Below are 25,034 nucleotides of genomic sequence, written 5' to 3' on the forward strand. Positions count from 1 at the left end.
CGCCTCACGCGGGCTACCCCGGAGCTGTCGCCATGTCGCTACCCTCTCCCTGGAGAGCCGAGTTTCCGGCTTTCACCGCCTTCGCCGCCGACGGCATCACCTACCTCGACAGCGCCGCCACGGCGCAGAAGCCCCAGGTGGTGCTGGATGCCCTGCTGGCCAGCTACAGCCTGGGTGCAGCCAATGTGCACCGCGCCCAGCACTGGGCCGCCGAGCGGACCACCGCTGCCTACGAAGGCGCCCGTGGACGGATCGCCGCCTGGCTGGGCGCGGCCGCGCCGCACGAGGTGGTGCTGACCCGCGGCGCGACCGAAGCCCTCAATCTGCTGGCCTATGGGCTGGAAGACGCCTGCGCGGCGGGTGACGAGATTCTCATCAGCGCCCTCGAGCACCATGCCAATCTGCTGCCCTGGCAGCAGCTGGCCCGGCGTCGGGGCCTTGAACTCAGGGTCATCCCGCTGACCCCGAGCGGTCATCTGGACCTGGAAGCCGCCGAGCGGCTGCTGGGCCCACGAACGCGCGTGGTCGCGGTCAGCCAGCTGTCCAATGTGCTCGGCACCTGGCAGCCACTGGCGGAACTCGCGGCCCTGGTACGGGCGCGCTCGCCGGCCTGGCTGGTGGTGGACGGCGCCCAGGGCGCGGTCCATGGCCGTCATCGCCCGGGCGACTTCGACGCCGACTTCTATGTCTTTTCCGGGCACAAGCTCTATGCCCCCGAGGCCATTGGCGTGCTCTGGGGCAAGGCCGCTGGCCTGGCGCGGCTCAAGCCCTGGCAGTTCGGCGGCGAGATGGTGCAGCACACCACCTTCACCGACGCCCGCTTCCATGCCGCGCCCATGGGCTTCGAAGCCGGGACGCCGCCCATAGGCGCGGCCATCGCCCTGGGCGCCGCGGTCGACTGGCTACAGGGTCAGGACGAGACGCTGATCCGCGGTCACGAGCAGGCGCTCAGTCTGAAGCTCCTGGCCGGGCTGGCCGCCCGCGACGGCGTCCAGGTGCTGGGTGAACCCCAGATCGCCCTGGCCAGCTTCCAGGTCGCGGGCATCGATGTCGGCGACCTCTCTCACCTGCTGGGTGAACAGGGCATAGCGGTGCGCGCCGGTCAGCACTGCGCCATGCCGCTGTTCCAGACCCTGCAGACCCCCGGTGCGCTGCGGGTCTCCCTTGGCCTGTACAACGATGCCGAGGACCTGCAGCGCTTTTTCACTGCCCTCGACAACGCCCTGGAGCTGCTGCGATGAATCTGCTTCCCGATGCGGCGGAAGCCCGCCGCGCCTTCATCATCGCCAAGGGCTGGGAAGCGCGCTCGCGACTGCTGCTGCAGTGGGCCGAGCGCCTGCCGGCGGTGCTCGCGGAACGCGACGAGGATCTGGTGCAAGGCTGCGAGAGTCGGGTGCGCCTGACCCATGAAGCCCAGGGTGATCGTCATTTCTTTCGCGCCAGCAGCGAATCCCGGGTGCTCAAGGGACTGCTCGCCGTGGTGCTGGTGCGCGCCAATGGCCTGACCCGCGAAGAGCTGGGCCGCCTCGACATCCACGGCTGGCTGAGCGAACTCGGGCTGGAACGGCAGCTGTCGCAATCGCGCAGCAACGGCCTGAACGCCGTGCTCACGCGGATGCGCGAACTGGCGGCCTAGCCTTCGCTGGCCGCGGGATTGCGCCGCGCGCGGAAGAATTCGGTCAGTACCTGGCCACAGGCCTCGGCCAGTACCCCGCCGTCCACCAGGACCCGGTGATTGAGAAAGTCCTGCTCGAAGAAGCGCCCGCGACTCTGGGCCATGCCGGCGCGTGGCTCGCTGGCGCCATAGACCAGCCGCTGGATGCGACTGTGGACGATGAGGCCGGCGCACATGCTGCAGGGCTCAAGCGTCACATAGAGCGTCGCGCCGGGCAGCCGGTAATTGGCCAGACGCGTGGCGGCATCGCGGATGGCCTCCATCTCGGCATGGGCGCTGGGATCGTGAGCACCGATGGGCCGATTGAAACCGCGGCCGATGACCTCTCCGTCGAGCACCACCACGGCTCCGACCGGCACCTCGCCCTGCCCGGCGCCCTGCTCTGCCAGGACCAGGGCCTCGCGCATGAACAGGTCATCCCGGCTGCGATCGATGATGGGCAAGGGGCGGAAGCGGGCCATGACTGAACTCTGCGCAAAGCGCCATGATACCGCCGTCAGCCCGGGAGGCCAGCCATGGGATCCGACACCAAGAATGAATCCTTCGGCAAAAAATGATCGCAATAATGGTTATCGGATACAGCCGATGCGAAACTGGTGCGAGGTCTGGGAGCCGTGCGTGATCGGCATCACATTCACAGCCATTCGGTGCTAAAGCTTTAACAGGACCGCCTTGGTGCGGTCCTATTCAAGAGTTCATCTGAGACAGTCGCATGATTGCTGCACCTTCCGGTCAGTCGCTGCAAAGCTGCGAAAGCGAGCCGATCCGCATTCCAGGCGCCATCCAGGCACACGGTTACCTCATCGCCTTCGATGAGGCGGAGTGGCTGACCAAGCATGTCAGCCGCAATCTGCCCGAGTTGCTGGGCAAGCCGCAGGTCGAGCTGCTGGGTCGGCCACTGCAGCAGGTGCTGCCGCTCGAGCTGTTCGAGCAGGTGCGGCAGGCGTTGACCCTGGAGCATCTGGAAGAAGCCAATCCGCTGAGCTGGACACGTCCGGTCCGCGACATGGACGTGATCCTGCATCGCAGCCGCGGCCTGGTGTTTCTGGAATTCGAGCCGGACGACCATGGCGGTGTCGAGCCCGCCGGGCTGGCGCGCGCCCTGGCCCGCCTGCAGCAGGCTCGCACCCTGCCTGAGCTGTGCGAAGGTGCGGTGCGCGAGGTGCGTGCCCTCACCGGCTTCGATCGGGTGGTGGTCTATCGCTTCGATGACGGCGGCGATGGCCAGGTGGTGACCGAGGACCGGGTCGACGACATCGACAGCTATCTGGGCATGCACTTTCCGGCGGCCGATATTCCTGCCCAGGCCCGCGCGCTCTATCACGAGAACTGGATTCGCAACATCCCCGACGCTCAGTACGAGGCGGTCCCGCTGGTACCGGCCTTTCTGCATGGCACCGGGCGGGATCCGATCGACCTCACCCACGCCGTGCTGCGCAGCGTATCGCCCATCCATTGTCAGTACGTGCGCAACCAGGGCCTGCGTGCGTCCATGAGCGTATCGCTGATCAGCGACGACAAGCTCTGGGGGCTGATCAGCTGTGGCCATCGCGAACCGCTCTATCTGCCCTTCCGTACCCGGATGGCCTGCCGCTCGGTCGGGGTGCTGGTGTCGCTGATGATTCGCGCGCTGGAAAACCGCCAGGTGCAACGCGAGATCGATGCGCGCGAGGCGCAACTGGCGGCGCTGATCCAGGGCATGTGCGACAGCCGTGGCGAGGTACTCAGTGGCCTCAGCGAAAGACCCACCGATCTCCTGGAGCTGGTGAATGCCGCCGGTGTCGCGGTGCTGGTGGAGGATGAGCTCAGCACCCTGGGCGAATGCCCGAGCGCGGAAGACATTCGCATCCTCGCCGCCTGGGTGACGGCCGAGATGGATGCCTCGGGCATCTATGCGACCCGCTGCCTGGCCGACGAACTGCCCGAGGCCCGTCGCTACAGCGATCGGGTCAGCGGCGTCCTGGCACTGGCGCTGCCCAAGCCGGTGCGCAATCTGGTGCTCTGGTTCCGCCCGGAGATCGTCACAACCGTGGTCTGGAGTGGTAATCCGGCCAAGCTTGAAGCCACGTCGCCCACGCCGGGCCCGGGACTCAACTATCCGCATCCGCGGCGTTCCTTCGATGCCTGGAAGGAACTGGTCCGCCTGCGCTCGGAGCGCTGGCGCCCGGCCGATCTGTTTGCCGCCAAGGACCTGCGTCGCTCGGCCATCGAGCTGGACCTGGCGCGCCAGGTCGAACGCGAACGCCAGGCGGTGCGCCTGCGCGACGAGATCGTCGCGGCGGTTTCCCATGACCTGCGCAGCCCCATCACCATCATCCTGATGAAGGTCGGGATACTGCAGCGCCAACTGGAAAAGCTGGCGCTGGGCGATGACCGCCTGCCCAGTTCGTTGCAGGTGATAGAGACCGCGGCCAACCGCATGAACGCCCTGATCAGCGACCTGCTGGACCTGTCGAAGATCGAGTCGGATCGCCTGGCACTGAACCTCAACCCGGCGCGCCTGGCGGACGTCTGCGCGCAACCCATCCTGCTGTCGCGGCCACTGGCGGAGATCAAGAACATCAGTCTGGAATACGCCGCCGATCCGGATCTCCAGGTGCTGGTGGAAGCCGAGCGCATCTTCCAGGTGCTGATGAACCTGCTGGGCAATGCCATCAAGTTCACCGCGCCAGGTGGTCTGGTGCAACTCAGCATGCGCCAGATCGGCAACCTGGCCGAGATCAGCGTGACCGACAACGGCCGCGGCATGAATCAGGCGCAACAGGCACGGGTATTCGAGCGCTTCTGGCACGTGCAGGAAGACAATCCCACCGGTCACGGCCTGGGACTGTACATCGCCAAGGGCATCGTCGAGGCCCACGGCGGTGAGTTGAGCGTCACCAGCGCCCTGGGTCAGGGCAGCACCTTCAGATTTACCCTGCCTATCGCACCCTAGCGCGCCAGGATCCGAGAAGAGAAAGCCCCGGTGGCCGACAGCGACGTTGAAACCACCGGGGGAGCGCTAAGCTCGCTGTAATGGACGTCAGCGAAACGCTGCGAATTCCCGCCTTTCGTCGGGTCGGAAGGGTCATTTTCTTCAATACCGCCAGGGGTCACCCTCGCTAGGTTCAGGTCTCCACAACTGTCGAGACCTTGCGATGACCCTGATCCTGTCCATGGCCGCCTTTGCCCTGGTGGCATCCCTTTCTCCTGGCCCGGTCAATCTGGTGGGCTTCAATACCGGCCTTGTCCATGGCTGGCGACCGGCCCTGTGGCATGTCGCCGGCGCCACCCTGGGCTTCGTCGTCCTGCTGCTGGCGGTCGGCCTCGGCCTGCACCAGATACTGGCCGCCTGGCCGGCGCTGCTCTGGATCCTGCGCGTGGCCGGCGCGCTCTTCCTGCTGTACCTGGCGTGGAAACTGGCACGGACCGCGGGAGACCTGGGCAGTGGCGCGGTGGCCGCCTGCCCGGGCTTTCGCGACGGCGCCCTGCTGCAGTGGCTCAATCCCAAGGCCTGGCTCGCCGCCGTGGCCGGGGTGGCGCTGTTCGTCGGCGAAGATCGCGGGCGCCTGATGCTGTTCGCCGGTCTTTACCTAGTGATCTGCTTCGCCTCCCTGGCCTGCTGGGCCGTGGCCGGCCAATGGCTGCGCGGCCATTCACCGTCGGCGGCCCGCCTGCGCCTGCTCAATCGCGCCCTCGCGGCGCTGCTGGTGCTGTGCGCCGCTTCGCTGCTATGGGAGGGCTGACGCGGCGCGGTACTGACCGGGGGTGGCCGCCACCAGGCGCTTGAAGGTGCGCTGCAGATGGGCCTGGTCAGCGAAGCCGGTGGCCAGGGCGACCTCGGCCAGGCCATCGCCCTGACGCAGGTGTTGCCGTGCCAGGCGAATGCGCCGGTCGATAAGGTAGGCATGGGGCGTCAGGCCATAGCGCCGGCGAAAGCTGCGAATCAACTGGGTGGGCGAGAGATCCGCCACCTGGCTGAGCTGGTCCAGGCTGACACCCTCGCTGCAGTGGGCATCGAGAAATTCGGCGGCGCGCCTCAGGCGGCGATCCTCGCGGGCCCGCGCTGCCGCGACCGGGGTACGCCCCAGGCGCGCCAGTACGGCCTCGAAATACAGCAGCGCCTGACTCTGGCGCTGCAGGGTAAAGCTATCCGGGTCGATCAGGCAGGCATGCAGGGCTTCCAGACCGGCGTACAGCTGGCCGTCACGGGACAGCTGTACGGCCAGCGGCTGGAAGTCGTCAGCCCCCGGGCGCTGCAGCTCGGCCAGCCAGCCGGCGTCCACGTGCAGCATGCGATAGCGCCAGGCGTCCTCGCCCTGCGGATTGCAGGCATGGACGTCACCGGGATTCATCAGCACCAGGGTGCCCGCCCCCACCAGTTCGCGGGTCGAGCCGTTGTGATAGCGACTGCGCCCACCCAGCACGGTACCTATGGAGAAGGTCTCGTGGGAATGCGGGGCATAGCAGAGCGCGCGGCCGTCCTGGATGGAACGGGCTTCGAGGAAGGGCAGCGCGGGATCGCGCCAGAAGCGTGAGGTGGTCGCTGTCATGCCGTCTCCTTGCACCGGGTATTTCCGCTGGACACCAGTATCCGGCCAGGCCAGCCAGCTTAGCGGACGCTCGCTTGCGCTGCACCCGGCTGGGCGGGTGGTCTTGCGCCGACTTCGGCGAAGACATGACGCGACCGCCTAGGGAATCCGACAAAGGTCTATATGCGACAAAATGTCGCACTAACAGATATAAACAAACGTTTCACTTTGCCCTCAGAGAAAGGGTAAACCCGCATTACAGAGCCCTTCAGGCGTAACGGCTGGTATCTCGAAGCTGGCGCTACCCGGAAAGAGGCCGCGATGAATCTATCAATCGAAGACCCGCATCTGGGCGGGCACAGGAGTTTCGGATGCCTTGCTGTTCATTCGATGATCCAACGCCATTCAGCCAGTCTTTCGCCGTGTCCCCGGCTCTCATGGGGCCTCGCTCATGATCGAGACCATTTCCGAGGCACTCGCCCCTATCATCTTCGTTACCTTACTGGGCTGGGGCGCCGGCCGCTGGAAGGTGCTGCCGCAGACGGCAAGCAAGCCCCTGGCAACCTTCGTGGTCACCTTCGCCCTGCCTATCGCTCTGTTCCTCGCCGCCGCCCACACCCGCCCCGAGCAGATCCTCAACCTGCCTTATGTCGCGACCCTGGCTACCGGACTCATCGGCGTCTGGCTGCTGGGCTTGCTACTGGGTCGCTACCGCGGTGGGCGGACGTGGCGTGAAGGAGCCATGCGAGGCATCACGGTGGCCTTTCCCAACATGGCCTATTGCGGGCCGCCGGTGCTGACCGCCGCCATCGGCCCCTCCGCCGTGCTGGCGGTGATCGTCGGCAACCTGATCTTCACCCTGGTGGTCATCCCGCTGTCGCTGCTGTTGTTGAGCGGCGGCGGGGCCCGCCAGGCGCTCGGCAAGGCGCTGCGCCAGCCGCTGGTGATCCTGCCGCTGCTGGGATTGCTCTGTGCGCTGCTGGGTATCCGCCTGCCCCAGTTGCTGGTGACGGCGACGGACGAGATAGGTCGGGCAGCCGGGGGCGTCGCGCTGTTCACCCTGGGCCTGATTCTGTCCGGCATCCAACCGCGTCTTGATCGCGACATCGGGCTCAATGTGGCCCTGAAGAACCTGCTGCAACCGCTGGTGATGCTGGGCGTCGGCCTGGCCGTGGGCCTGCAGGGCGGGCTGCTCCAGCAGGTATTCCTGCTCGGCGTACTGCCGGCGGCCACGGCGGCGCCCACGTTGGCGATGGCCCACGGCGTCTACACCGAGGACGCCGCGCGGAGCGTGCTGTTCAGCACCCTGGTCGCCATCCCGGGTATCGCCCTGGGTATCGCCTTGACCACCCTGCTCTAGCCCGTCGGGGGCTCGCGAGGCGCAAGCCGTGAGCCCCGGCAAATCAGAGCGGTTGCAGGAGCGCGCCATGACCTGTTGGCCGCTCGGCCGCCCAGTCGTATTGCGCCACCATCAAACCCCTGACCGCGAGGAACCTGGCATGTCGTTATCTTCCACGGATTCACCCGACGTCGTGTTGATCGGCGCCGGCATCATGAGCGCCACCCTGGGCACCCTGCTCAAGGAGCTCGACCCCAGCCTGAGCGTGACCCTGTTCGAGAGTCTGCACGATTGCGCCCAGGAGAGCTCTCAGGGCTGGAACAACGCCGGGACCGGCCATGCCGCCAACTGCGAGCTGAACTACACCCCACAGCGCGACGACGGCAGCGTCGACATCGCCAAGGCGCTCAAGGTGAACACCCAGTTCGATCTCTCGCGCCAGCTGTGGGCCCATCTGGTTCGCAAGGGTGCCATCCCCGATCCGCAGGCCTTCATCCACGCCTGCCCGCACCTGAGTTTCGTCTGGGGGGCGGAAAACGTCGCCTTCTTGCGTGAGCGCTATCGGACGATGAGCGCCCATCACTGCTATCACGGCATGGAATACAGCGAGGACGGAGCCCAGATCGCTCAGTGGGCACCGCTGATCATGGAAGGACGCGGTGCCGACGAGCCGGTTGCCGCCACGCGCATGGTGACCGGGACCGACGTCGACTATGGCGCCCTCACCCACCTGCTGGTGCGCCAGCTCAGTCAGCAATCCGGTTTCGCCGTGCACTATCACCAGCGGGTGGTGGACCTGGCGCGTACCGACAGCGGTCGCTGGCGGGTGACGGTGGAGGACGTCGAGCACGGTGGGCGGACGGAAGTCATCGCCCGGTTCGTCTTCATCGGCGCCGGTGGCGGCTCGCTGCCGCTGCTACAGAAGTCCGGCATTCCGGAAGGCCACGGCTTCGGCGGCTTTCCCATCTCCGGCATCTGGCTGCGCTGCGACGTCCCGGCACTGGCCGAACGGCACCAGGCCAAGGTCTATGGCAAGGCGCCCTCGGGCTCGCCACCCATGTCGGTGCCACACCTGGATACCCGTATCGTCGGCGGCCAGCGCTCGCTGCTGTTCGGGCCCTATGCGGGCTTTTCCTCGCGCTTTCTCAAGCACGGTGCCCTGACCGATCTCTTCACCTCGCTACGCCACGACAACATCCTGCCACTGCTGAACGTGGCCAAGGACAATGTGGACCTGACCGAATACCTGATTGGACAGATCTTCCAGAGCTCCAACCAGCAGTTCGCCATGCTGCAGCAATTCTTCCCCCTGGCGCTGAAGCGCGACTGGCAGGAAGCCGTGGCCGGGCAGCGGGTGCAGACCATCAAGCCCACCGGTCAGCACGGCCTGCTGAGCAAGAAGGGTGAACTGGAATTCGGCACCGAACTGGTGAGCGCCGCGGACAGATCCATCGCCGCACTGCTCGGCGCCTCGCCCGGTGCCTCGACGGCAGCGGCCATCGCCCTGGAAGTGCTGGAAACCTGCTTCCCGGAGCGTCTCACCGAAGACGCCTGGCTGCCGGCGCTGCGGCGCATTCTGCCGACCTATGGCATCGACCTGAAGTTCGATGCGGCAGCTTGCCGGCAGAGTCGCGCCGAAACCGCCAGGGTCCTGGGAATCGCTGACGTCTGAGGCGCCCTTGGCCGCACGCCTGGGCATGCGGCTAAGTCCGTCAGCGGGTGGCGGCGTCTTCGGCTTCTTCCAGCAGGATGTCGGCGGTGATCAGGTAATCGGCATCCGGATGCAGCTCGGCGCCCAGCGCCAGTTGCTGCGCCGCGGCGGCCAGGGTCGGCGCGCCCTGGAAGGTGGCGTTGAGTTCGGCCAGCAGGAGGCCCATGTCCTTGTGCATCAGCGCGGCCGGGAATTGCGGGGCGAAGTCGCCATCGCGCAGGGCCGCCAGCTTGCGCTGGTGATGGGGCGAGAGCACCGCCAGATCGCCGAACACCTCGAACAGCACCTCGGCATCCAGGCCGGCGCGGGTGGCATAGGCCAGCGCCTCGGCCAGGGCGGCGAGCCCGGCGCCCATCAGGCCGTTGATGGCCAGCTTGATGGCCGCGCCCTGCCCGGTCGGACCGACGTGGTGCACGGTCTTGCCCAGGACTTCGAGGATCGGCCGCGCCCGCTCCACCGCTTCGGGCTCGCCGGCGGCCAGGACCACCAGCTGCGCCTTTTCCGCTTCGGGCGTGCTACCGGACACCGGCGCCTCGACCACGGCGATACCGCGAGCCCGGCCGGCCGCTTCCAGACGCAGCGACAGCGCGGGCGAATTGGTGCTGGTGTTGATCAGCAGCCGACCGCTTTCCAGGCGGGCGAGGACGCCGTCGGGACCGAGTAGCACCTGTTCGAGAGTGGCGTCGTTGGGCAGGGAGACGATCACTGCCTCGGCCTGGGGCAGCAGGGTCGCCAGGGATTCCATCGGCGTGCCATGGCGCTCGCCGTCCTGCTGGTGTTCGGCATAGGCGCTGACCATATAACCGGCCTCGCGCAGGTTGGCGCCCATGCGCTGGGCCATGGCGCCGAAGCCGATGAAACCGATCGAGGGATGAGCGGACATGAGGGGAGCTCCCGGTAGAGGATGGTGGTATCTCGACTCCACCTCCAGGCCGGGGTTCCGCCACCAGAAGCTTGGGCAACGTCTCGCGAGCTAGAGCCAGACCAGGCGCAACGACCAACGGGAGTAACAGCCAAAGGCTGGCCCGAAGGGTGAGCGCCAGCGAATCAAAGACCTGAGGAAGCGGATCGGACCCGCGCTCGGGTTTACGAGTGGTAAATGAGCATTGCGACGGGGCCGCCTAGGCCGGGCTGGCGACCCAGGGTCTTTTCAACGCAGTTCGGCCGACGCGAAGCAGAGGTTGTCCCTAGATGCCGCTGAACCAGTTGTAGCCCTGGTCTTCCCAGTAGCCACCGGGATAGTCGTTGGTCACGAACAGCGCCTGGATGTGCTTGGGATTCTTGAAGCCGAGCTTGGTGGGTACCCGCAGCCGCAGCGGATAGCCGTAGTCCGGCGGCAGGGCCACGTCGCCGAAGTCCAGCGCCAGCAGGGTCTGGGGGTGCAGCGCCGAGGCCATGTCGATGCTGGAGTAATAGCGGTCGGCGCACTTGAAGCCGACGTACTTGGCGCTGGTGTCGGCGCCGATGCGTTCGAGGAAGGTGCGCAGGGGCACCCCGCCCCACTGGCCGATGGCGCTCCAGCCCTCAATGCAGATGAAGCGGGTGATGTCGGCGCGTTGCGGCAGGCGGCGCAGGTCTTCCAGGGTCCAGGCCTGCTTGTTGGCAACCAGGCCGGAGACCTCCAGGCGATAGTCGCTGAGGTCCACTTCCGGAACGTTGTATTCGGGGTAGAAGGCGTTGAAGGGGAAGGGATTGGTGATCTGGCTGGCGGCATAGGTCGGCGCCAGGCGCTCACGGCCGAACAGCCAGGCCTGCACCCGGTCGTTGAAGCGCGACATGGACCAGAGCACCTTGTCGACGCTGTCGCCGTCCTGCAGGTTGCAGCCGCTGAGCATGGCCAGGGCGCCCACCGTCAGACCCTGCTTGAGCAGCAGGCGTCGTTGCAGATTTTCCACCTGCCGCTGTTGCGCCGGCTCCAGGCGCAGGCGTTCACGCCGACTCATCGTTAACCTCCTCATGCGCCCGACCGGTGATCATCGGCGGCAGGGTGCGGGGTACCAGGATGACCAGGGCCAGGTGCACGACGACGAAGGCGCCGATGCCGGCCATGGCGAAGAAGTGCACGTAGCGGGCGGTGTCGAAACCGCCGAGCAGAGCGGCCAATCCCTGCAGCTGCACGGGTTTCCAGATGGCCAGGCCCGAGAGCACTACCAGCACCCCAAGGGCCAGCACGCCCCAGTAGAGCAGGCGTTGCACGGCGTTGTAGGTGCCCAGCCGATGACCCAGGCGCAGCCGTGCGGCGGCGACGAAATCGCGGCCGATGGCGCGTGGCGACAGCGGCAGGAAATCGCGCCGGAAGTGGCCGCTGAAAAGGCCATAGAGCAGATAGATCAGGCCATTCACCAGCAGCAGCCAAAAGACCGCCAGGTGCCAGGCGATGGCGCCGCCCAGCCAGCCGCCAAGGGTTGCCCAGGCGGGAAAGGTGAAGGGGAAAAGCGGCGAGGCGTTGTAGATCGCCCAGCCGCTCATGAACATGCAGGGCATCGCCAGGGCGTTGAGCCAATGGGTGAGGCGCACCGGCCAGCGGTGCACCAGACGCCGTCGCGAGGTGGTCATGACATTTCCCTCTTCACCGCGAGATGGAGGCGGTCGCCGTCAAACCAGGCGACCGCGTGGGGCTTACATGGGCGGGGTGAAACCGTCTTTACCGACAGCCACGCCCTTGGCGTGCTTGCCGTCTTCGGCGGGGAACAGCACCACCTTGGCGCCGGGCTTGAGCAGGCTGCGGTCGCCCTTCTCGACATAGGCGATGGGCACGTCTTCCGGCACCACCAGCTGCTTCTCGCCGCCCTTGTACTGCACGGTAAGGGTGCGGCCGTTGGCCTTCTTGAGTTCGCCCACGGTGCCGTTGGTCATGGTGCCGGTGCTGCCATCGGCGTTTTCCCAGCCGTAGTGGCCTTCGCCGGAGCCGCGCAGGCTGGCCTCGAACACCGTCACCTCCAGCGCCTTGAGGGTGCCGTCGGGCTGCGGCGTGGCGGCCGAGCCGATGAAGCTGTTGGCTTCGATGCGATCCAGGTTGGCCTTGGACACGGCGCGGTAGCTGGTCTTGTCATCCAGCATCAGGGTCTGGTGGGCACCGTTGCGGGTGGTGAAGGCCAGGGTGTCGCCCTGGACGCTGTCCACGGTGCCACGCATGGGCTTGACGGTGGGCATGGGCGCGGCCTGGGCCAGCAGGGCGCTGCTGGCGAGCAGCAGGGCAAGGGAACCGCGGAGCAGAGTCTGGGTACGCATGAAACCTCCTGGGATAGGGAATCGCCCCGCCACAGTGCGACGCGTGGGGGGTCAGCAAGATGACCGGCGAATGACAAAAATGTCACCCAGCGAAGCGACCGGAGGCCCTACCATGACGTCATGCATATTCTCCTCATCGAAGACGACCAGAAGACCGGCGAGTACCTGAAGAAGGGCCTCGGCGAATCCGGCTACGCGGTCGACTGGACCCAGCACGGCGCCGACGGCCTGCACCTGGCGCTGGACGGCCGTTACGACCTGGTCATCCTCGATGTGATGCTGCCCGGCATCGACGGTTGGCAGATCATGGAAGTCCTGCGCAAGAAGCTCGACGTGCCAGTGCTCTTTCTCACCGCCCGCGACGGTCTGCAGGATCGCATCCGCGGCCTGGAGCTGGGCGCGGACGACTACCTGGTCAAACCCTTCTCCTTCGTCGAGCTGCTGCTGCGCATCCGCACCCTGCTGCGCCGTGGCGTGGTGCGCGAGCCCGAGCACTTCCACCTGGCCGACCTGCAGCTGGACCTCCTGCGGCGACGGGTGACCCGCGGTGACGACCTCATCGTGCTGACCAACAAGGAATTCGCCCTGCTGCACCTGCTGCTGCGCCGTGAAGGCGAGGTGCTGTCGCGCACCCTGATCGCCGCCGAGGTCTGGGACATGAATTTCGACAGCGACACCAATGTGGTGGACGTGGCCATCAAGCGGCTGCGCGCCAAGGTCGACAACCCCTACCCGGTCAAGCTGATCCATACCGTGCGCGGCATCGGCTACGTCTGCGAGGTGCGGCCTTGAGCGCGCGGTCACCCTCGCTGATCCTGCGCGCCACCCTGGGTTTCGCCCTGGTGGCGCTGCTCGCCGTGGGCGGCGCGGGGGCCTTTCTCTACCACAGCCTGGAACGTACCGTGCTGGAGCGCGCCGACTACGCCCTGCTCGGCCGGCTCGCGCATTTTCGCAGCCTGCTCAGCGCCGACCTGTCGCTGGAAACCCTGGGCCGCAGTCCGCAGCTGTTCGCCAACATGCTGGGCAACGAGCAGGACGTCTTTCTCATCGGCACGCCGGGCGCCAAGCCGGTGATCGCCTCCAATCCGCTGCAGATCGCCCTCCCCGACCTGGCCGTGGTGCCACAGACACGACGACCGACACGGGCCGATCTGCGCGAAGGCCAGCTGGCCGACGGGACCCGCTGGCGCGCGGCGCGGGTCGCGGTCAACACCCCCGAAGGCCCGGTGGAACTGACCGCCGCCCATGTGCTGCGCAACGAGGACACCACCCTGGCCGATTTCCGGCTGGGGCTGCTCGGCGCCGTGACCCTGGCCTTCCTCGCCACCGCCGGGCTCGGCTATCTGCTGCTGCGGCGCGGCCTGGCGCCGCTGCGGCGCATCGCCCGCCATGCCGGCGGCATCACCCCGACCCGACTGGCCGCGCCCCTGGAGCTGGCCGATGCCCCGCGTGAACTGCAGCCGCTGGTGGAAAACTACAATGCCATGCTGGCGCGGCTGGCCGACGGCTATGGCCGGCTGGTGCAGTTTTCCGCCGACCTCGCCCACGAGATCCGCACCCCGATCAATGCCCTCATGGGCCATACCGAGGTCGCCCTGCGTCAGGTGCGCAGCAGCGAGGACTACCAGACGCTGCTGGCATCCAACCTGGAAGAGCTGGAGCGCATCTCGCGGCTGGTGGAGAGCATCCTCTTCCTCGCCCGCGCCGACGACGCCCAGGCGGTGCTGACCCCGCAGCCGCTGCAACTGGACGAAGAACTGGCGCGCATCGCCGACTATTTCGAAGGCCCGGCCGACGAGCGCGGCCTGCGCCTAGTGGTGGCCGGTGGCGGCCAGGTGGTCGCCGATCCGCTGATGCTGCGCCGCGCCCTGAGCAACCTGGTGGCCAACGCCATCCGCTACGCCGAACCGGATGGCGAGATCCGCCTGCAGGCGGAGGGCGAGCGTATTCGCGTCAGCAACACCGGCCCCGCCCTGGCGCCGGCGCATCTGCAACGGCTGTTCGACCGCTTCTATCGCGCCGATCCCTCCCGCCATCAACCCCATGATTCCAACGGCCTGGGCCTGGCCATCGTCGCGGCGATCATGCGTCTGCATGGCGGTCGTGCCGAGGTCGAGCAGAATGAACGGGGCATCCATTTCAGCCTGGTCTTCCCGACCCCGGCAGCCTGAACCGCGACCTATCGCTCAAACCACGCAACCGCCCGTCACCAAAGGACTTTTTCCGCTTGCCCAGGCGGGCTATGGGCTGCATCGACCCGCCCACTACTGTACATTCATCTACCTTAGGCAATAAGCAAGGGTGGTAGGCGATGAGCGTGGATGTCGAACTGGTGCTGGCCGGCAAGATCGGCTTCGCGGCGCACCAGAACGCGGTGCCCGTGCTGCGCGAATTGCGCCTCACCCACAGTGGCCAGGAAGCCCTCGCCGACCTCAGTCTGACGGTCACGGCCGAGCCGGCCTTCGTGGTCCCGCGCACCTGGCACCTGGAGCGCCTCGATCCCCAGGGCACCCTCTACCTCGATGATCGCGACCTCGAATTCGACGCCGCGCTGCTTGGCAGCCTGCAGGAGAGCCTGGTCGCCCAGCTGACCTTTACGGTGCGCCAGGGCGAGACGATCCTGCAGACGCGGCGCTATCCGGTCGAGTTGCTGGCACGCAACCAATGGGGTGGCGTGGACAGCATGCCGGAACTGGCGGCGGCCTTCGTCATGCCCAATGATCCGGCGGTGGATCGCCTGCTGGGCGCAGCCGCCGAGGTCTTGCGTCGCGCCGGCAAGTCCACGGCGCTGGACGGGTACGAGAGCGGCTCGCGGCGGCGCGTCTGGGAACTGGGCTCGGCGCTCTGGTCGGCGCTGTGCGGTCTGCAGCTGACCTATGCGGTGCCGCCCGCCAGCTTCGAGCGCCAGGGCCAGAAGATCCGCACGCCGGGCAGCATCCTCGACGGTGGCCTGGCCACCTGCCTGGATCTCGCCCTGCTCGCCTGCGCGGCGCTGGAACAGGCCGGCCTCAATCCACTGCTGGTCATCACCCGCGGCCATGCCTTCGCCGGGGTCTGGCTGCAACCCCAGGAATTCGCCCAGCTGCTCACTGACGACGCCGAGCCGGTGCGCAAGCGGGTGGCGCTCAAGGACCTGCTGGTCTTCGAGACCACCCAGGCCACCGCTTCGCCGCCGCCGTCCTTCAGTCAGGCCATGCAACTGGCCGAGCGGCAGCTGGACGACGAGACCTTCGTACTGGCCCTGGACGTCCGCCGTGCCCGCCTGCAACGCATCCGCCCGCTGGCGGTGCCCGGCCAGCCGGCCAGCAACGCGGACGGTCTGCTGCTGCCGGGCGAGGCCCTGGAAGAGGCCCCGCCGCTGCCGGCGTTCGACGTGGACGTCGAGGCGGCACCGACCACCCCGGTCGGGCGCCTGGCGCTGTGGCAGCGCAAGCTGCTCGACCTCACCACCCGCAATCGCCTGCTGCACGTGCCGGACAACGCCCGCAGCGTGCCCCTGCTCTGCCCCGAGCCGGCGGCGCTGGAAGATCGCCTGGCCGAGGGCCGGGCGCTGCGCCTGGTGCCGCTGCCAGACCTGGCGGTGAGCGGCCGCGACGCCGTGCTGCACGAGGCCCGCGAACACGAGAATCTCGACGACGAATACGCCCGCGGCGCCCTGGCCCGCGGCGAGGTGGTCGCCCCCCTGGATGCGACCAGGCTGGACGCGGCGCTGGTGGAACTCTATCGCCGCGCCCGCAGCGATCTCGACGAGGGCGGCGCCAACACCCTCTACCTGGCGCTGGGCTTCCTGCGCTGGAAAAAGGCCGCCGACGATCCCAAGCACTACCGCGCGCCGCTGATCCTGCTGCCGGTGCGCCTGGAACGGCAGAGCGCCGCCAGCGGCATTACCCTGCACCTGTTCGAGGACGAGCCGCGCTTCAACCTGACCCTGCTGGAGCTCCTGCGCCACGACTTCGACCTGGACATCCCCGGGCTCGACGGCCCGCTGCCCGGCGATGGCAACGGCATCGACGTGGACGGCATCTGGACCAGGGTGCGGCGTGCGGTGCGCGACCTGCCCGGCTTCGAGGTCAGCAGCGAATTGCTGCTGGGCCAGTTCTCCTTCGCCAAGTACCTGATGTGGAAGGACCTCACCGAACGCAGCGACCAGCTGCTGGAAAGCCCGCTGGTGCGCCACCTGCTGGAACGTACCGCGGAATCCGGCGCCTACCTGGGCGGCGGCAGCTTTCCCCGCGAGCGCGAGCTGGATCGCCAGGTCACCCCGGCCGAACTCTTCACCCCGCTGCCGGCGGATTCCTCGCAGCTGGCGGCGGTGCTGGCCTCGGCCGGTGGCCAGGATTTCGTGCTAGACGGCCCACCCGGCACCGGCAAGTCCCAGACCATCGCCAATATGATCGCCCACAACCTGGCGCTGGGTCGGCGGGTGCTGTTCGTCGCCGAGAAGCGCGCGGCGCTGGACGTGGTGTATCGCCGCCTGGAGGCCCAGGGGCTTGGCGAGTTCTGCCTGGAACTGCATTCGAGCAAGGCCTCCAAGGCCGAGGTGCTCAAGCAGCTGGAGCGCGCCTGGGATACCCGCGACGGCCTCGACGAAGAGGAATGGCTGGTCGAGGCCGCCGAGGTGGAACGCCTGCGCGATCGCCTCAATGCCGTGGTCGAGCGCCTGCACCGGCGCTGGCCCAACGGCCTGACCCTGCAACAGAGCATCGGTCGGGTACTGCGCGACGCCGCCCCCGATACCCCGCGCCTCGCCTGGTCCCAGGCCGACGCCCACGACGCCGAGGGCCTGGCCGAGTTGCGCAACGCCGTGCGGCGCCTGGCCCTGCACGCCGAGACCGGCCGCAGCCTGGCGGCGGATTTCGCGCTCTTGCCGGCCCATCCCTGGTCCAACGCCTGGCAGGATGCCCTGGTCAGCGCCGCCGAACGGCTGCGCGACACCCAACAGGCATTGCAGCAGGCGCGGCAACGCCTGCGCGATGTCCTCGGTCTGCCACTGGCGGACCAGGTGGCACCCCGTCGCCTGCTGGACTTCGCCGAGTTGCTGCAGAACGCCGCTGGCCAGGACCTGGCCTTCGCCTTCGGGCCTGGCGCTGCCGAGCGTCAGCGCCAGCTGGGGCGCGCCCTGGAGTTGCTGCGCGACTACCAGATGCTGGAGCGCGAGCTGTCGGTACCCTATGCCGCCGAAGCCTGTCGCCGTGTCGCCCTGACCCAGCTGGAAACCGCCTGGGACGCCGCCGGGCAGCGCTTCTGGATCTTCGCCAGCCGCGCCCAGCGACAGGTCACCCAGGATCTCGCCCGCCAGGGCGAAACCCAGGGTCAGCCCGATGTGGCTGCCGATCTGCCGCGGCTGCGGCGTCAGCGCACCCTGCTCACCGAACTGGACGAGTTGACGCCCACCCTGGCCGGCATCAGTGGCTGGCAGGGTGTCACCAGCGATCTCGACGCCCTGCTCGCGCGCCGCGTCCTGGCGGAAAGACTGAGCGCGGCGCTGCCGACCCTGGCGGAAACGCCCGAGCAGCTGCTGGCCCTGCGCCAGGCGGCAGCGCGCCGGTTGCAGCATCCCGAGGATCAGCCGGTGGACACCACCCTGGCCCCGGCCAGCGGCGCCTTCGCCGAGGCCCTCGACGCGGCCGAAGCCGCCCGCCAGGCATTCGCCACTCAGGCGGGATTGGCCGGTGACACCGCTGCCGCCGAGCTGGTGCGTACCGCTGCCGCGCTGCTGCGTCAGCCGGGTCGGCTCAAGGCCTGGTGCGACTGGCAGCGGGTCCGCGAAGAAGCCGATGCCCTCGGCCTGGCAACACTGATCGCGCGCGCCACGGCCGCTTCGGTCGAGGACCTGGCAGCCCTGTTCGAGACCGCCTATGCCCGCTGGTTCGCCGCCACCGCGCTGGACGCCGAGCCGCTGCTGCGCGATTTCGTCCCGGCCGAGCACGAGAGCGATATCCAGGCCTATCGCCGGCTGGACGATCGCCTGCAGACCCTGGCCGTGCGCCATATCCGCGCCCTGCTCTGCCACGGCCTGCCAGCGAAGAACGACGCGGCGCGTCAGGGCGGCGGCTTCGCCGTGCTCAAGCACGAACTGCAGAAGCAGCGCCGACACAAGCCGCTGCGCCAGCTGGCCCTGGAAATGGGCGACGCCCTGGCGCGACTGGCGCCCTGCATGCTGATGAGTCCGCTGTCCATCGCCCAGTACCTGCCGCCGGACGGCGGTCTGTTCGACCTGGTGATCTTCGACGAAGCCTCGCAGATCGCGCCCTGGGACGCGGTGGGTGCCATCGCCCGCGGCGTGCAGGTGGTGATCGCCGGCGACCCCCGGCAGATGCCGCCAACGCGCTTCTTCGACCGCGCCGCCGGCGAGGACGACACCGCCGAGGACCTGGAAAGCATCCTCGACGAATGCCTGGGCGCCGGCATCTACAGCCACAGTCTCAACTGGCACTACCGCAGTCGCCACGAGAGCCTGATCGCCTTTTCCAACCACCACTACTACGACGGCAAGCTCATCACCTTTCCTGCACCGGAGATCCGTCCGAGCGCGGTGGAATGGCGGCGGGTGGACGGCGTCTACGCCAAGGGCAAGGGCCGCCACAATGCCATCGAGGCCCAGGCCATGGTCGCCGAAGCGGTCAAGCGCCTGCTCGATCCGGCCTTTGCCGGCCTCAGCCTGGGCATCATCACCCTCAACAGCGAACAGCAGCGGCTGGTCACCGACCTGCTCGACCGCGCGCGCCAGCAGCACCCGGAGATCGAGGCGCACTTCGCCGAAGACCTGGCCGAGCCGGTGGTGGTGAAGAACCTGGAAACGGTCCAGGGCGACGAGCGCGACCTGATCATGCTCGGCATCGGCTTCGGCCCCACCGAGCCCGGCGCCAATACGATGTCGATGAACTTCGGTCCGCTGAACAAGGACGGTGGCTGGCGGCGCCTCAACGTCGCCGTGACCCGGGCGCGGCGGGAGATGCTGGTGTTCTCCTCCTTCGATCCGGGGCTGATCGACCTCAATCGCACCAATGCCCGCGCCGTGCGCGATCTCAAGCTGTTCCTGGAATTCGCCCAGCGCGGCCCCCAGGCCCTGGCGGCGGCGGTCAAGGGTTCACTGGGTGGGCACGACTCGCCCTTCGAGGAAGCCGTGGCCCAGGCGCTGCAGGCCAAGGGCTGGCAGGTGGTGCCGCAGATCGGCGTGTCGCGTTTCCGCATCGACCTGGGCATCGTCCATCCCGACCGCCCGGGCGACTACCTGGTCGGTATCGAATGCGACGGCGCCACCTACCACAGCGCCGCCACCGCCCGTGACCGCGACAAGACCCGCAGCGCCATCCTCCAGGGCCTCGGCTGGACGCTCCTGCGCGTCTGGTCCACCGAATGGTGGATCGACCGCGCGGGCGCGACCGAACGATTGCATGGGGAGATCGAGCGGCTGCTGGAGGCGTCGCGGACGAAGGGTTTAGGGTGAGGTCTGTTGGGCTTCGCTGCGCTCAACCCAACCTACCAGGCCCACACCCGTAGGTTGGGTTGAGGCGGCCTTATCGCCGAAGCCCAACGATCCGCGCTCGACCCTGGCGCCGTTGGTGGGGGCAACCCTCACCCCAGCCCTCTCCCGGAGGGAGAGGGGGCGATTGGGTCCGGCGCAGGTGGTGGCTTGCCCCCTGGTATCACGCTGCCAGGGCGTCCGTAGCGTGGAAAACCGCGCCGCGTTTTCCACTGATCAACGCACCTGAACGTGGATAAGGCTGCGCCGTTATCGACTCTACGCGACTACCCCCTCTCCCCTTGGGAGAGGGCTGGAGTGAGGGTATCCCGGACATGCCGATGGCCAAAGGACTGTTGGGCTTCGCTGCGCTCAACCAACCTACGAGATACCTGCTCACACCGAACTAACCCCCCTCTCCCCTTGGGAGAGGGCTGGAGTGAGGGTATCCCGGACATGCCGATGGCCAATGGACTGTTGGGCTTCGCTGCGCTCAACCCAACCTACCAGGCACCTGCTCACACCGAACTACCCCCTCTCCCCTTGGGAGAGGGCTGGGGTGAGGGCATTCCCGGGCATGCCGATGGCCAATGGACTGTTCGGCTTCGCGACGCTCAACCCAACCTAAAAGGCCCAACCTACGGAGCGCGATCAATTACAGGATATTCAGCGGGTACTCGGTGATCAGCCGGGTCTCGGCCACGGTGCCGCCGGTGCTCTGGCTGCCGGAATGCCAGGCCTGGCGCAGGCGGAAGCTCAAGTCCTTGGCCGGGCCGTTCTGCAGCACGTACTTGGCCTCCAGATCGGTCTCGTGTTCCTTGTCGCCGTCGCCATAGAGGCCGGCATAGGCCGAATCGGCGGCCACGTGGCTGCCGTCGATGCCGCTGCCGCGGGTATGCCGCACCATCAGGCTCAGGCCCGGCACGCCGTAGCTTTCCATGTCCAGGTCATAGCGGGCCTGCCAGCTGCGCTCGCCCGGACCGTTGAAGTCGGAGAACTGCATCGAGTTGCCGAGCAGGATGGAGTCACCGAAGGACCCCGGCACCGGCGCGCCGAAGACCGCGTAGTCGAAAGGCTGGTCGCCATGGATACGCTGGTGGATCAGGGTGAAGGTGTGGGCGCCGGTCTGGAAGGCGGCGGCCAGCGAGCCGGCGGTGTTGGCGATGCTGCCGGCCTTGGCGCTGCCGGCGTCCAGGGTGCGATAGAGGTTGGCGTCGAAGGTCAGGCTCTGCTCGGCCGCCAGCGGTACAACATAGTTGAGGTTGCCGTAGTACTGGTCCCAGACGTCTTCGAAGTGCCCGGCATAGAGCGAGGCGCTGAGGTGATCGCTGAACTTGTAGACGCCCCCGGCATAGCTGGCCGAGGCCGCTTCCACACCCGCGTAACCGGCGAAGATGCCGCCGTCCGAACCGGTGGTGCGCGGCGCCGTGGCGGCGGTGAAGTGTCCGCCTTCGAGCATCAGGTGATCGACTTCCTGACTCACCAGGCTCCAGCCACGGGCGGTCTGGGGAAACAGCCAGTTGCCGCCCGCCGCCAGCACCGGCGCCGTGGGTTGCTGGTCACCGTACTTGAGCACGGTGTTGGAGACGCGCAGCTTGACCGCCGCCCCGCCCTTGCTGAATTCGCTGCGCTGGCTGCCGTCGCCGTCCACCGGCATGTTCGGGGTATTGGCGTGGCCATCACCGCCATCCAGCTTGAGGCCCAGGTAGCCATAGGCATCCACGCCCACGCCCACGGTGCCCTGGGTGAAGCCCGAGGTGTAATTGAGCAGGAAGGCCTGGGTCCAGCTGCGCGGATCGCGACTGTTGCGCGCGGCGGCGCCATGACCGTCGCCTTCGTTCTGGCGCAGGTAGTAGTAGTTGCGCAGCAGCAGGGTCAGGTCACCGTCTTCGACGAAGCCCTTGGCATCGGACTGCTGACTGGCCAGGGCGGCGCCGCTGAGGAGCAGGCCGGGCACGCCGAGCAGCCAGGTACGCCGACGGGCAAGGGGGGAAAACAGCGATAGCTTCATGGGCGGTTCACTCGGGGATCTCGGTGGGAATCGTTAGGTCGCGAACGAGTTTGCCAGCTAGCGCCGGCGCATACCACTTCGCTGACCGTGGTCATCGTCCGGTCACCTTCCTGTGCTGCGCTGACGGTTCGCCCTCTGCGCCCGAGATAACTCATGCCCAGCCAGCCCTTTGCCGTCGATCTCGCCTATCGCCCGCGCCTCGCCGACCTGCGTCCCCTGTTGCCGGCGCAACCCGCCGGTTTGAGAAGCACCGAGCCGCGCATCACCCCCGCCGCCAGCCTGGCGGATCGCCAGGGTTACCAGGCCGACTTCCTGGGCGCCTTCCAGGTCCCCTGGCCCCGTCCGAGCGCGGCCCTGGCCGGCGACGTCTATCCGCTGCCCGCCTCCGGCGATCGCCTGGACTACACCCACTTCTCGGTCACGCTCTCGCGCAGCCGGCGAATGGCGCTCTGGGTCGGCGTCAATATCGACGGCGACCAGCACGTCGAGGTGCCCCGTAGCCGCGATGCCTGGGCCTACGACGGCCGGGTGCCGCTAGAGGCTCAGCTCGGCGAGGCGCTCTATGCCGACAACCTGCTCGACCGCGGCCACCTGGTGCGCCGCCAGGACCCCAACTGGGGCGCCGCCGCCACCCAGGCCAACCGCGACACCTTCCACTTCACCAACTGCGCACCACAGATGGCCGCCTTCAACCAGCGGACCTGGCTGGAGCTGGAGGACTATCTGCTCGACAACACCCAGCGCTGGCAGGCGTGCATCACCGTCTTCAGCGGCCCGGTCCTGCGCGCGGATGACCGCTCCTACCGCGAGGCCCGGATTCCCGAGGCCTTCTGGAAGGTGGTGGCCTTTCTCGGTGACGACGGCAAGCCCTCCGCCAGCGCCTATCTGATCGACCAGCGCCGCGAACTCGACGAGCTGTCCATCGCCTTCGGTCGTCTGCGCACCTATCAATGCAGCGTCCTGCGCATCGAGCAGCTGACCGGCATCGACTTCGGCCCGCTGCGCGACCATGACGGCTTTTCCAATGAGGAGCGGGCCACCGGCAGCCCCGTCGAGCGGGCCATTTTCGGTCCTACCGACATCCTGCTCTAAGGCTCGTCTGTAAAGTCGCCGAGCGAAGGTCAGGCAAGGCAAAAATCCGTGAGGAAGCGGAGTTTACAAATGGTAAATGAGCATTCCGAACGGATTTTTAACGCCGCATGACCAAGCACAGGCACTTTTCAGACAAAGCCTATCCCGGCTGCACGCAGGCGCGCGGCAGGCTGTTGCGCACGCCCAGCGCCGCCAGCAGGATCACCCCGCCCAGATAGAGTTCGGCGGCGCCGGCCAGGCCCAGCAGCGGCACCAGGGCGCTGACCGCCAGGGCGGGCAGGCAGAACGCCAGGTAACTGAGCACATAGAAGGCGGCCAGCAACCCGGCGCGCTGGGTCGGTTCGGCCAGCGGCAGCAGACTGCGGGTGGCGCCGAGAAAACCGCTGCCAAAGCCGACGCCGGTCACCAGGGTACCCAGGGCGAAGAAACCCAGCTGACCGCTGGCCACCGCCAACCAGAGCACGGCCGGACCGGCCACCAGGGTGACCGCGCCCAGGCGCAGCAGGCGCATGGGCGGCCAGCCACGCAGGCCGTGCAGACAGGCCGCACCGGTGAGCGTCAGACCGGCCACCACCACCCCGCCGACCAGGATCGACGTCGTACCGGTCGCCGCCTTGACCAGCCCCGGCATCAACGACAGATAAAAGCCGCCCACCGCCCAGACCGCCAGTTCCAGCGGCAATACCCGCCAGAGCATGACGCGAGCCTGGGGCGGCACCGCCAGCTGGGGACGCAAGGCGGCGAGCAGGCCCGGCCGGCACGGTACGCGATCGGGCAGGCGCAGCAGCGCCAGGCCCTGCAACACGAACAGCAGCAGGAACAGCCGATAGACCAGTTGCAGCGGCGCCGGCGCGAATTCCACCAGCAGACCGCAACCCAGCGCGCCGACCGCCATGCCGAGCAGGGGCGTCAGGCTGTTCAACCAGGGGCCGCGCTCGGCATCCACGTCCAGCAGCGCCGCACCCAGGGCACTGGTGGCGATCCCGGTCGCCAGGCCCTGCAGGGCGCGGGCAAGGACCAGATCAGCCAGACCGTGGGCCTGATGGAACAGCAGCATGGAGCCCGCTTCCAGCACCAGCGCCGCCAGGATCACCGGCCGGCGCCCCAGGTGATCGGACAGCCGCCCGCCCACCAGCAAGGCGGCCAGCAGGGCAAAGGCATAGACGGCGAACACCAGCGTCAGCCAGAAGGTGGAAAAGTCCCAGGCCTGCTGGTAGCTGGCATAGAGGGGGGTCGGCGCGCTGGACGCGGCGAGGAAGGTCAGCAGCACCGAGCCCAGCAGCGCCAGGCGTGCGGAGGAAGAGCCGTTCAGTGAAGACATGCCCACACCTTAAAGCTAATTAATTGCTTTAAAGCCTGAACCCTTCCTGCAGCAAAAGCAATGCGTTTGCGTTAAGAGCCGGGTATCCTGTCAGCATGACCAACAAGCAAGCCCGCCCCGGCGGCCGCAGTGCCCGCGTTCAACAAGCCATCCACGAGGCCGTCCTGGCGCTCCTGCAGGAGCAGCCCCGGGAAGCCCTCACCGTCCCCCTGATCGCCGCGCGCGCCGGGGTCACGCCTTCGACCCTCTATCGTCGCTGGGGCAACCTGCCCAGCCTGCTGGCCGACGTCGACCTGCAGCGCCTGCGCCCGGACCAGCCGCCGGAAGACACCGGTAGCCTCAGAGGCGATCTCGAACGCTGGCTGGAACACTATGTCGACGACCTTGCCTCCACCCCTGGCCAGGCCATGCTCAGGGACGCTTTGGCCGCCACCGATCCGGGATGCGCGGTGCGCTGCACCGAGCCGACCCGAGAGCGCCTGGAGCTGCTGCTCGAACGCGCCCACCGACGTGGCGAGCCGGCACCGCCCCTGGACGCCCTGCTCGACGGCCTGGTCGCTCCGCTGATCTATCGCACCCTGTTCGGCGCCGAACGCCCCGACCTGGCGCTGTGCCTGCAGCTGCTCGCCCGGGTACTGCGGCCAGACCGCTAGGAAAAGCACCGGCCCCTAAACGACG

The 25,034-nt window shown here is 67.8% G+C and carries 19 protein-coding genes; 11 read left to right on the forward strand and 8 right to left on the reverse strand.

The genetic code is table 11. The features are described from left to right. The first annotated feature begins 32 nt into the window (after positions 1-32). Positions 33-1,241, forward strand: coding sequence for an aminotransferase class V-fold PLP-dependent enzyme (locus QE444_RS19695; RefSeq protein WP_133862668.1), 1,209 nt, complete (start codon positions 33-35; stop codon positions 1,239-1,241). After that, on the forward strand, positions 1,238-1,636 hold the full coding sequence (locus QE444_RS19700) for a SufE family protein (protein WP_187980032.1): 399 nt from the start codon (positions 1,238-1,240) through the stop codon (positions 1,634-1,636). Before QE444_RS19695 ends, QE444_RS19700 begins: the two co-directional genes overlap by 4 nt. On the opposite strand, the gene tadA is transcribed toward QE444_RS19700, so the two are convergent. Further along, the gene (gene tadA, locus QE444_RS19705; RefSeq protein ID WP_187980033.1) at positions 1,633-2,136 is read right to left on the reverse strand and encodes a tRNA adenosine(34) deaminase TadA; all 504 of its coding nucleotides are present in this window, start codon (positions 2,134-2,136) and stop codon (positions 1,633-1,635) included. The genes QE444_RS19700 and tadA overlap by 4 nt on opposite strands. A gap of 251 nt (positions 2,137-2,387) precedes the next feature. Between tadA and QE444_RS19710 the strand changes: the two genes are divergently transcribed. Then, entirely contained in the window at positions 2,388-4,610 is a 2,223-nt protein-coding gene (locus tag QE444_RS19710; RefSeq protein ID WP_309741147.1) for an ATP-binding protein, read from the forward strand. A gap of 202 nt (positions 4,611-4,812) precedes the next feature. Then, complete coding sequence (locus QE444_RS19715) at positions 4,813-5,400, forward strand: LysE family translocator (RefSeq protein WP_309741150.1); 588 nt, start codon at positions 4,813-4,815, stop codon at positions 5,398-5,400. On the opposite strand, the gene QE444_RS19720 is transcribed toward QE444_RS19715, so the two are convergent. After that, positions 5,386-6,207 carry an AraC family transcriptional regulator gene (locus QE444_RS19720; RefSeq protein WP_309741151.1) on the reverse strand — a complete coding sequence of 274 codons (822 nt, stop codon included), beginning with the start codon at positions 6,205-6,207 and terminating at the stop codon, positions 5,386-5,388. The two genes, QE444_RS19715 and QE444_RS19720, sit on opposite strands and share 15 nt — an antisense overlap. 430 nt (positions 6,208-6,637) lie before the next feature. On the opposite strand from QE444_RS19720, the gene QE444_RS19725 reads away from it, so the two are divergent. Both QE444_RS19725 and mqo read left to right on the forward strand, forming a co-directional pair. Continuing rightward, the gene (locus QE444_RS19725) at positions 6,638-7,546 is read left to right on the forward strand and encodes an AEC family transporter (protein WP_273861356.1); all 909 of its coding nucleotides are present in this window, start codon (positions 6,638-6,640) and stop codon (positions 7,544-7,546) included. Between the two features lie 139 nt (positions 7,547-7,685). Beyond that, the gene (gene mqo / locus QE444_RS19730; RefSeq protein WP_273861355.1) at positions 7,686-9,197 is read left to right on the forward strand and encodes a malate dehydrogenase (quinone); all 1,512 of its coding nucleotides are present in this window, start codon (positions 7,686-7,688) and stop codon (positions 9,195-9,197) included. A 40-nt stretch (positions 9,198-9,237) separates the two neighbouring features. On the opposite strand, the gene QE444_RS19735 is transcribed toward mqo, so the two are convergent. The 4 genes from QE444_RS19735 to QE444_RS19750 form a co-directional block, all read right to left on the reverse strand. Beyond that, the gene (locus QE444_RS19735) at positions 9,238-10,119 is read right to left on the reverse strand and encodes an NAD(P)-dependent oxidoreductase (protein ID WP_309741155.1); all 882 of its coding nucleotides are present in this window, start codon (positions 10,117-10,119) and stop codon (positions 9,238-9,240) included. A 304-nt stretch (positions 10,120-10,423) separates the two neighbouring features. Continuing rightward, a complete protein-coding gene (locus QE444_RS19740) occupies positions 10,424-11,179 on the reverse strand; it encodes a molybdopterin-dependent oxidoreductase (protein WP_187980039.1) in 756 nt (251 codons plus the stop codon). Then, positions 11,166-11,792 (reverse strand): cytochrome b/b6 domain-containing protein, encoded by a 627-nt coding sequence (locus QE444_RS19745; RefSeq protein WP_133862660.1) that lies wholly within the window; start codon positions 11,790-11,792, stop codon positions 11,166-11,168. Before QE444_RS19745 ends, QE444_RS19740 begins: the two co-directional genes overlap by 14 nt. 63 nt (positions 11,793-11,855) lie before the next feature. Then, positions 11,856-12,467, reverse strand: coding sequence for a hypothetical protein (locus tag QE444_RS19750; protein ID WP_017640014.1), 612 nt, complete (start codon positions 12,465-12,467; stop codon positions 11,856-11,858). 120 nt (positions 12,468-12,587) lie between these two features. Between QE444_RS19750 and QE444_RS19755 the strand changes: the two genes are divergently transcribed. The 3 genes from QE444_RS19755 (at position 12,588) to QE444_RS19765 (ending at position 19,917) form a co-directional block, all read left to right on the forward strand. Next, a complete protein-coding gene (locus tag QE444_RS19755) occupies positions 12,588-13,259 on the forward strand; it encodes a heavy metal response regulator transcription factor (RefSeq protein ID WP_093254533.1) in 672 nt (223 codons plus the stop codon). Then, on the forward strand, positions 13,256-14,638 hold the full coding sequence (locus tag QE444_RS19760; RefSeq protein WP_273861353.1) for a heavy metal sensor histidine kinase: 1,383 nt from the start codon (positions 13,256-13,258) through the stop codon (positions 14,636-14,638). Before QE444_RS19755 ends, QE444_RS19760 begins: the two co-directional genes overlap by 4 nt. Positions 14,639-14,778: 140 nt before the next feature. Next, positions 14,779-19,917 carry a DUF4011 domain-containing protein gene (locus tag QE444_RS19765; protein ID WP_309741160.1) on the forward strand — a complete coding sequence of 1,713 codons (5,139 nt, stop codon included), beginning with the start codon at positions 14,779-14,781 and terminating at the stop codon, positions 19,915-19,917. Between the two features lie 670 nt (positions 19,918-20,587). On the opposite strand, the gene QE444_RS19770 is transcribed toward QE444_RS19765, so the two are convergent. Then, on the reverse strand, positions 20,588-21,943 hold the full coding sequence (locus tag QE444_RS19770) for an OprD family porin (RefSeq protein WP_187980042.1): 1,356 nt from the start codon (positions 21,941-21,943) through the stop codon (positions 20,588-20,590). Between the two features lie 153 nt (positions 21,944-22,096). On the opposite strand from QE444_RS19770, the gene QE444_RS19775 reads away from it, so the two are divergent. Beyond that, positions 22,097-23,035, forward strand: a complete 939-nt coding sequence (locus QE444_RS19775; RefSeq protein WP_309741165.1) for a DNA/RNA non-specific endonuclease — start codon at positions 22,097-22,099, stop codon at positions 23,033-23,035. 139 nt (positions 23,036-23,174) lie between these two features. Here QE444_RS19775 and QE444_RS19780 read toward each other — a convergent pair whose 3' ends face one another. Beyond that, positions 23,175-24,356, reverse strand: a complete 1,182-nt coding sequence (locus QE444_RS19780; RefSeq protein ID WP_309741168.1) for an MFS transporter — start codon at positions 24,354-24,356, stop codon at positions 23,175-23,177. A 95-nt stretch (positions 24,357-24,451) separates the two neighbouring features. Here QE444_RS19780 and QE444_RS19785 point away from each other — a divergent pair, with 95 nt between their 5' ends. Continuing rightward, positions 24,452-25,009 (forward strand): TetR/AcrR family transcriptional regulator, encoded by a 558-nt coding sequence (locus QE444_RS19785; protein ID WP_309741171.1) that lies wholly within the window; start codon positions 24,452-24,454, stop codon positions 25,007-25,009. Positions 25,010-25,034 lie beyond the last annotated feature (25 nt).

The organism is Pseudomonas sp. SORGH_AS_0199 (assembly GCF_031453735.1).
Classification (GTDB): domain Bacteria; phylum Pseudomonadota; class Gammaproteobacteria; order Pseudomonadales; family Pseudomonadaceae; genus Chryseomonas; species Chryseomonas aestiva.